The sequence below is a fragment of the Geminicoccus sp. genome, assembly GCF_035556675.1.
Classification (GTDB): domain Bacteria; phylum Pseudomonadota; class Alphaproteobacteria; order Geminicoccales; family Geminicoccaceae; genus Geminicoccus.
On record NZ_DATMFZ010000191.1, the window covers coordinates 1 to 8,121 of the forward strand.

9 protein-coding genes are annotated in these 8,121 nt (G+C 67.3%); 5 read left to right on the plus strand and 4 right to left on the minus strand.

Features of this window, described 5'->3' with window-relative positions; all coding sequences use genetic code 11:
* The first annotated feature begins 172 nt into the window (after nucleotides 1-172).
* Complete coding sequence (aspS, locus tag VNS22_RS14010) at nucleotides 173-1,999, plus strand: aspartate--tRNA ligase (protein WP_325733413.1); 1,827 nt, start codon at nucleotides 173-175, stop codon at nucleotides 1,997-1,999.
* Between the two features lie 67 nt (nucleotides 2,000-2,066).
* On the opposite strand, the gene VNS22_RS14015 is transcribed toward aspS, so the two are convergent.
* Nucleotides 2,067-2,804 (minus strand): PRC-barrel domain-containing protein, encoded by a 738-nt coding sequence (locus VNS22_RS14015; RefSeq protein WP_325733415.1) that lies wholly within the window; start codon nucleotides 2,802-2,804, stop codon nucleotides 2,067-2,069.
* Nucleotides 2,805-3,067: 263 nt separating this feature from the next.
* Between VNS22_RS14015 and VNS22_RS14020 the strand changes: the two genes are divergently transcribed.
* The 3 genes from VNS22_RS14020 (at nucleotide 3,068) to VNS22_RS14030 (ending at nucleotide 5,937) form a co-directional block, all read left to right on the plus strand.
* Nucleotides 3,068-4,246, plus strand: coding sequence for an acetyl-CoA C-acetyltransferase (locus VNS22_RS14020; RefSeq protein WP_349261786.1), 1,179 nt, complete (start codon nucleotides 3,068-3,070; stop codon nucleotides 4,244-4,246).
* A gap of 109 nt (nucleotides 4,247-4,355) precedes the next feature.
* Complete coding sequence (gene phbB, locus VNS22_RS14025; protein WP_325733419.1) at nucleotides 4,356-5,081, plus strand: acetoacetyl-CoA reductase; 726 nt, start codon at nucleotides 4,356-4,358, stop codon at nucleotides 5,079-5,081.
* Between the two features lie 115 nt (nucleotides 5,082-5,196).
* The gene (locus tag VNS22_RS14030; protein ID WP_325733421.1) at nucleotides 5,197-5,937 is read left to right on the plus strand and encodes an SDR family oxidoreductase; all 741 of its coding nucleotides are present in this window, start codon (nucleotides 5,197-5,199) and stop codon (nucleotides 5,935-5,937) included.
* A gap of 21 nt (nucleotides 5,938-5,958) precedes the next feature.
* On the opposite strand, the gene VNS22_RS14035 is transcribed toward VNS22_RS14030, so the two are convergent.
* From VNS22_RS14035 to VNS22_RS14045, 3 genes are read right to left on the minus strand one after another with little or no spacing between them, the layout of a single operon-like run.
* Entirely contained in the window at nucleotides 5,959-6,285 is a 327-nt protein-coding gene (locus VNS22_RS14035) for a chorismate mutase (protein ID WP_325733423.1), read from the minus strand.
* Nucleotides 6,286-6,298: 13 nt separating this feature from the next.
* A complete protein-coding gene (gene upp / locus VNS22_RS14040; protein ID WP_325733425.1) occupies nucleotides 6,299-6,928 on the minus strand; it encodes a uracil phosphoribosyltransferase in 630 nt (209 codons plus the stop codon).
* A 31-nt stretch (nucleotides 6,929-6,959) separates the two neighbouring features.
* Entirely contained in the window at nucleotides 6,960-7,199 is a 240-nt protein-coding gene (locus VNS22_RS14045) for a hypothetical protein (RefSeq protein WP_325733427.1), read from the minus strand.
* Between VNS22_RS14045 and VNS22_RS14050 the strand changes: the two genes are divergently transcribed.
* Nucleotides 7,177-8,121: ABC transporter substrate-binding protein (locus VNS22_RS14050; protein WP_325733429.1), on the plus strand; the 945-nt coding region annotated here is incomplete at its 3' end. The two genes, VNS22_RS14045 and VNS22_RS14050, sit on opposite strands and share 23 nt — an antisense overlap.

Here is an 8,121-nt window from a genome sequence, read left to right on the forward strand (position 1 = left end):
ACGAAATCCTCGTGCGCGAGCCTGGCGCAGACGGCGGCGAGCGACGCGTTGTCCTGGATCAGCATGCGGGTAGGGAATCCATCTGCGGGGAGAGGCTCGCTTTACGAGCGGGACGGGTAGGGCTAGACGCGCGGTCGAGACAGCCGGCAGGGCTGGTGAATACGAGGAACCCATGCATCTCTACCGCACCCATACCTGCGGACAGCTTCGCGCAGACGATGTCGGCAGCACCGTCCGTCTGTCGGGCTGGGTCCAGCGCAAGCGCGATCACGGGCAACTCCTGTTCATCGACCTGCGCGACCACTACGGCATCACCCAGCTGGTGTGCCAGCCGTCCAGCGCGTTCTTCGAGGAAGCGTCGCGGGTGCGGGCGGAAAGCGTAGTCACCGCGACCGGTCGGGTAGTGGCGCGCGAGGCCGCGACCGTCAACCCGGCGCTGCCCACGGGTGCGGTCGAAGTCGTGCTCGATGAGTTCGCGATCGAGAGTGCGGCGGAGACCCTGCCGCTCGAGGTGGCGAGCGACCGCGACTATCCCGAGGAGACCCGGCTGCGCTACCGGTTCTTGGACCTGCGCCGCCAGAAGATCCACGAGAACATCGTCCTGCGCTCGAAGATCATCACTTCGCTCCGCCAGCGGATGACTGCCCAGGGCTTCACCGAGTTCCAGACGCCGATCCTGACTGCGTCCAGTCCGGAGGGTGCGCGCGACTTCCTGGTGCCGTCCCGGCTGCACCCCGGCCATTTCTACGCGCTGCCGCAGGCGCCGCAGCAGTACAAGCAGCTGCTCATGATCAGCGGCTTCGACCGCTACTTCCAGATCGCTCCCTGCTTCCGCGACGAGGATGCCCGGGCCGACCGCAGCCCGGGCGAGTTCTACCAGCTCGACGTCGAGATGAGCTTCGTTACCCAGCAGGACGTGTTCGACGCGGTAGGCCCGGTGATCCACGGCGTGTTCACCGAGTTCAGCGACTGGGCGGTAACGCCCTACCCGTTCCCGCAGATCGCCTATCACGATGCGATGCTGCATTACGGCTCGGACAAGCCGGACCTGCGCAACCCGATCAAGATCCAGGACGTGACCGAGGTGTTCGCGGGCGGCGGCTTTGCCGTGTTCGCCAGGGCGATCGAGGGCAAGCAGGCGGTGGTGCGCGCGATCCCGGCCCCGGGTGCGGCCAAACAGCCGCGCTCCTACTTCGACAAGATGGTGGCGTTCGCCCAGAGCCTGGGCGCGCCCGGCCTGGGCTACATCATCTTCCAGGACGGTGCCGCCAAGGGGCCGGTCGCGAAGTTCCTGGACGAGCCGCGGCTAGCAAGGCTGAAGGAGCTGGCCGGCCTCGCAGATGGCGACGCGGTGTTCTTCGTCTGCGACACGAAGGCAGGGGCGGAGAAACTGTCCGGCCAGGTGCGCAACCAGGCTGGCGAGCAGCTCGGCATCTGCGAGAAGAACGCCTACCGGTTCTGCTGGATCGTCGACTTCCCGATGTATGAGTATGACGAGGACCTGAAGCAGGTCGTCTTCTCGCACAACCCGTTCTCGATGCCGCAGGGCGGGATGGAGGCGCTGAACGGCCAGGACCCGCTGACCATCAAGGCCTTCCAGTACGACATCGTCTGCAACGGCATCGAGCTGTCCTCGGGTGCGATCCGGAACCACCGGCCGGACATCATGGTGCGGGCCTTCGAGGTCGCAGGCTATGGCCGGGAGGAGCTGGAGAACCGGTTCGGGGGGATGTTCCGCGCCCTGCAGTACGGCGCACCGCCGCATGGCGGCATCGCGCCGGGCGTGGACCGGATCGTGATGCTGCTGGCCGACACGCCGAACATCCGCGAGGTCACCGCCTTCCCGCTGAACCAGCAGGCCCAGGAGCTGCTGCTGGGCGCACCGTCGCGGGTCACCGACAAGCAGCTCAAGGAGCTGAACCTGCAGCTCAGCCCGTTGGCGCGGGAGAAGCTGCGCGGCGAGCCGCCCAAGGGCGAGACGCCGGTGGTGGAGCTCTGACCGGACGCCAAACGGCCCGCCGTAGCAGGCGGGCCGGGTGGTCATCCCTGGTCGGCTGACGCCGGACTTACGGGGTCGTGGTGGCCGGGGCTGCCGGGTCGGTGCCCGGTGCAGGGGCGAGGCCCGGGGCCGTGGTGCCGGTATCGGCCGGCATGTCGGGCGTCTCGGGCATGGTGCCCCAGGTGCCGTCCTGCTCCTCGACCTGAGGCAGGTTCTCGACCTGCTCGCGGGTCATATTGACGACGAGGTCCTCGGCGTCACCCTGGGCCATCTGGACCTGGTCCAGGCCCAGCGCCACGGTGCGGGTGCCGATGCCGAGGAAGCCGCCGACATCGACCAGCACGTTCTGGATCGTGCCGTCGCTGCCGATCAGCAGGTCGCTGACCTTGCCGACATTGTTGCCTTCCATGTCGACGATGTTGCGGTCCATCAGCTCGTCGGCGCTGAAGTCGCCGGCGATCGTGCCGGTGAAGCTGCCCTGTTCCTGGCCACTATAGGGCTGGTAGCTCTGCGCCGTGCTGGTGCCGGTACCAGCGCCGGTGTCAGTAGGCGCGGTGCCCATGCCGCCGTCGCTCTCGGTCATGGTTGGGCCTGCGCCCTCGATGCCCTGCTCCGCGGCGCCACCAGCCTCGTTACCGGCAGCTCCCATGGTGTCACCGCTCGCGGGCACTTCCGGCTCGGTCATTGGCGTGACCTGTTCAGCAGGAGCGGCCGGGTCCGTAGTCGTGGCATCCTGCTGCGCATAGGCGACACTTGCAGTGGTCAAGCCAATCACGGCGACGCTGGCGAGAAACGACTTGCGCATGACCTACATCCTCCTTTCCAGGGATCGGTTCCGATCTTGCGATCGACTGGTTGCCTAACCCAATTCCTGCGCGCCGGGTTCCACATCGGCTTCACAAAAATTAACGGAAGCCTTGCCCAATATGGGCGACACGCCACCCGGTGGAGCAGGTCGCTTGCACCGGTGGGCCGGCTGGGGGAGACTTTCGACAACGGCCCGACCGCCACCGATGGAGTCGCCGCGGCAGTCGGGCCAAATGGACTGGCCAAGGAAAGGGCAGGAACATCATGAGTGATGTGGTCATCGTGAGCGCGGCGAGGACTGCGATCGGGTCGTTCAACGGCGCATTGTCGACCCTTCCGGCCCATGATCTCGGCAAGGTCGTCATCCAGGCCGTGCTGGAGCGCGCCAAGGTCGACGCCGCCGAGGTCTCCGAGGTGATGCTCGGCCAGATCCTGACGGCGGCCCAGGGGCAGAACCCGGCCCGCCAGGCTTCCGTGAATGCCGGCCTGCCGGTCGACGTCCCGGCCTATGGCGTCAACATGCTGTGCGGCTCGGGCCTGAAGACGGTCGCGATGGCCTACCAGGCGATCCGAGGCGGCGACAGCTCGATCGTGATCGCCGGCGGCCAGGAGAGCATGTCGCAGGCGCCGCACGCCTCCTATCTCCGCGCCGGGGCCAAGATGGGCTCGGTGGAGATGGTCGACACCATGATCAAGGACGGGCTGTGGGACGCCTTCAACGGCTACCACATGGGCAACACCGCCGAGAACGTCGCCGAGAAGTGGCAGATCACCCGCGAGCAGCAGGACGAGTTCGCGCTGGCCTCGCAGAACAAGGCCGAGGCGGCGGTCAAGAGCGGGCGGTTCAAGGACGAGATCGTCCCGGTCACCATTAAGACCCGCAAGGGCGACGTGGTGGTCGAGCAGGACGAGTATCCGCGCTTTGGCGCCACCATCGAGGCGATGCAGAAGCTGCGCGCGGCGTTTGCCAAGGACGGCACGGTCACGGCCGGCAATGCGTCCGGCATCAATGACGGTGCTGCGGCCGTGCTCGTGATGAGCGCGGAGGAGGCGAACAAGCGCGGTCTCACCCCGCTGGCCCGGATCGTCTCCTGGGCCCAGGCCGGCGTCGATCCGGCGATCATGGGCTCCGGACCGATCCCGGCGTCGCGCGCGGCGCTGAAGAAGGCCGGCTGGACGCCCGACGACCTCGACCTGGTCGAGGCCAACGAGGCGTTTGCCGCCCAGGCCTGCGCGGTCAACAAGGACCTCGGCTGGGATACGGCCAAGGTGAACGTCAATGGCGGGGCGATCGCTCTTGGTCACCCCGTCGGTGCGTCCGGGGCACGGGTCCTGGTGACCCTGCTGCACGAGATGCAGAAGCGCGACGCCAAGAAGGGCCTAGCGACGCTGTGCATCGGCGGGGGCATGGGCATCGCCATGTGCGTGGCCCGCGACTGATCTTTTTTGATGATAGTTTCCCGACCGGGTGTCGCCGCCCGGTCGGGAAACGACATATGAATGAGCAAGGTCCCGCCACGGGACCGCGGAACGATTGGGGAGAACCGGCATGGCTCGCGTTGCACTCGTTACCGGCGGCTCTCGGGGCATCGGCGCTGCAGTGTCCGTCGCGCTCAAGGAAGCGGGGCACCAGGTGGCGGCGAACTATGCGGGCAACGATCAGGCGGCCAAGGAATTCTCCGATCGGACCGGGATCCCGGTGTTCAAGTGGAGCGTGTCCGACTTCGAGGCCTGCCAGGCCGGCGTGGCCAAGGTCGAGGCGGAGCTCGGCCCGGTCGACATCCTGGTGAACAATGCGGGCATCACCCGCGACACCAGCTTCAGCAAGATGACCATCGAGCAATGGCGCGAGGTGATGGCGACCAACCTCGATTCGCTGTTCTACATGTCCAAGTGCGTCTTCGACGGCATGAAGAAGCGCAGCTTCGGCCGGATCATCACGATCGGCTCGATCAACGGCCAGAAGGGCCAGTTCGGCCAGACCAACTACGCCGCGGCCAAGGCCGGTGCCTCGGGCTTCACCAAGGCACTGGCCCTGGAAGGGGCGCGCTCGAACATCACGGTCAATGTGGTGGCACCCGGCTACATCGCGACCGACATGGTCAAGGCGGTGCCCCAGGAGGTGCTCAACACCAAGGTCCTGCCGCTGATTCCGGTCGGACGCCTGGGTGAGCCCGAGGAGGTCGCCCGTGCCGTCGTGTTCCTGGCGGGCGAGGATGCCGGGTTCGTCACCGGCTCGACCCTCAGCGTGAACGGCGGCCAGTATATGATCTGAACCGGCAGTCGCGTGTGGCCCCGGACCCTTTCGGGTCGGGGCCGCGTCCGCTACTGGTGCGGCCCGGCCGATGGGATCGGCCGGCTCTGGACCTCGATCGCTTGGAGTAGATGGGATGAGTGGACGTCTCGCGGGCAAACGCGTCCTGGTGACCGCGGCCGCGCAGGGGATCGGCCGCGCGATCGCCCTTTCCTTCGCCCGCGAAGGTGCCGACGTGCTCGCGACCGACGTGAACATCCATGCCCTGGAAGACCTGGCGCAGGTGGAAGGCATTCGCACCGAGCGCCTGGACGTCCTGTCCGCGGATGCGGTCCGTGCCTGCGCCGGACAGAATCCGGGCATCAACGTGCTGTGCAACGTCGCGGGCTATGTCCACAACGGCACGATCCTGGACTGCACCGACGAGCAGTGGGAGTTCGCCTTCGACCTGAACGTCCGCTCGATGTTCTGGATCATCAAGGCGTTCCTGCCCAAGATGATCGAGCAGGGCGGCGGCAGCATCGTCAATGTCGCGAGCGTGGCCGGTGCCTTCAAGGGCGTGCCGAACCGCTTCGCCTACGGCGCCTCCAAGGCGGCGGTCCAGGGGCTCACCAAGTCGGTGGCAATGGACTTCGTGAAGCAGAACATCCGCTGCAACGCGATCTGCCCGGGCACGGTGCAGTCGCCCTCGCTGGATGACCGGATCAACGCCGCGGCCGACCCGGTGCAGTCACGCAAGGAGTTCATCGCCCGCCAGCCGCTGGGCCGGCTCGGCACGCCCGAGGAGATCGCGGCGCTGGCGGTCTATCTGGCCTCGGACGAGAGCGCGTACACGACCGGCACGCTCGCTGTGATCGACGGCGGCCTCACCATCTGAGCCCTGACACGGCCCGCCCCGTCAGGGCGGGTCCTGCCTGGACAGGGCGCGCTCGCGGGCGATCACCTCGTGGTGCCGGATCACCTCCTTGACGATGAAGTTCAGGAACTTCTCGGCCAGTTCCGGCTCCAGGCCGGCCGTATCCGCGAGCTGCCGCAGCCGCTCGATCTGACGCTGCTCACGGGCCGGGTCGGCGGGCGGCAGGGCATGCTCGGCCTTGAGCGCGCCCACCCGCCGGGTGAGCTTGAAGCGCTCGGCCAGCAGGTGGACGATCGCAGCGTCCAGGTTGTCGATGCTCGCGCGCAGCCCATTGAGCTCGGCCGGCAGGCGCCCGTCCGATCCGCTCATCCTCGTTCCTCCGTTATCGAGTCCCGTAGATCCGGTCGCCGGCATCGCCCAGGCCCGGCATGATGTAGCCATGGTCGTTGAGTGCGCGATCGAGTGCCGCGGTGAAGATCGGCACGTCGGGATGCGCGGCGTGGAATTTCTGCACCCCTTCCGGGGCCGCGAGCAGGCAGGCGTACTTGATGTCGGTGGCGCCCGAGGACTTGACCTTGCGCACCGCGGCGATTGCCGAATTGGCGGTGGCCAGCATCGGGTCGACCAGGATCACCTGGCGCTCGGCGATGTCGCTCGGCACCTTGTAGTAGTACTCGACCGGCTGCAGCGTTTCCGGATCGCGGTACAGGCCGACATGGCCGACCCGGGCGGACGGGATCAGGTCGAGCATGCCCTCCAGCAGGCCGTTGCCGGCGCGGAGCACCGAGACCAGGCAGAGCTTCTTGCCCGAGAGCATCCGGACGGTGGTGCGCTCCAGCGGCGTCTCGACCTCGACCTCCTCCAGCGGCAGGTCGCGGCAGATCTCGTAGCCCAGCAGCAGGGCGATCTCCTTGACCAGCTGGCGGAACTCGGCGGTGGGTGTCTCCTTGCGGCGCATCAGGGCGAGCTTGTGCTGGACCAGCGGGTGGTCGACCACGACGAGCTTCGACATGCGTCAGTCTCCGGGGCAGGGCGCGTCCGGTCTAGACAGGGCAGGCGTCGAGGGCAATCGGCTGACGCTGTCCCGGCTTGACGCGCTGCAGCATGGCGATACCGTCAATCCGGATGGGGTGGGTAATGGAGCGTGCCATGAAGCGCCGGACGATGTTGACCGCGATGGCCTTCAGCGTCGGGGTACCCGCGACGCTGACGGGCAGCTTCCTTCCGGCAGGGGCGGCCACGCCCTCCGACATGTTGGTGATGGCCAAGAACATCGACGACATGATCACGCTGGACCCGGCCGAGTGCTTCGAGTTCAGCGGCGGCGAGATCGTGGCGCAGATGTACACCCGCCTGGTCACGCCGGACCCCAAGGACTTCAGCCAGCTGGTCGGCGGGGTGGCCGAGAGCTGGGAAGTGGCCGACGATGGCGGCCGGCTGACCTTCAAGCTCAGGCCGGGCCTGACCTTCCATTCCGGCAACCCGGTGACCGCCGAGGACGTGGCCTGGTCGCTGCAGCGCGTGGTGATCCTGGACAAGACGCCGGCCTTCATCCTGACCCAGTTCGGCTGGACCGCCGACAACGTGAAGGAGCACGTCAGGGCCACCGGGCCGGACACGGTGGAACTGACGCTGGTCAACCGGTTCGCCCCGAGCCTCGTGCTCAACGCCCTGTCGGCCGGCGTGGGCTCGGTGGTCGATTCCAAGCTGGTCCTGGAGCACGAGGCCGACGGCGACCTCGGCTATGGCTGGCTGAAGAACCAGTCGGCCGGCTCCGGCGCCTTCCGGCTGCTGTCCTGGAAGGCCAAGGACGCGGTGGCGCTGGAGGCCAACCCGGACTTCTACCTGGGCGCTCCGGCGATGAAGCGGGTGATCGTGCGCCATATCGGCGAGCCGGCCACCCAGCAGCTGCTGATCGAGAAGGGCGACGCCGACATCGCCCGCAACCTGTCGCCCGACCAGATCGCCAAGCTGACCGCGAGCCCGGACTTCAAGCTCCTGGCGCAGCCCAAGCAGAGCATCCTCTATATCGGCCTGAACCAGAAGAACCCGATCCTGGCCAACCCGAAGGTGCGGGAAGCCCTGCGCCATGCCGTCGACTACGAGGGCATGGTGACCAACCTGCTCAAGGGCCAGTGGCAGGTGCACCAGTCCTTCCTGGGCGAAGGCACGTTCGGCGCACTCAACGACAACCCCTACAAGCTG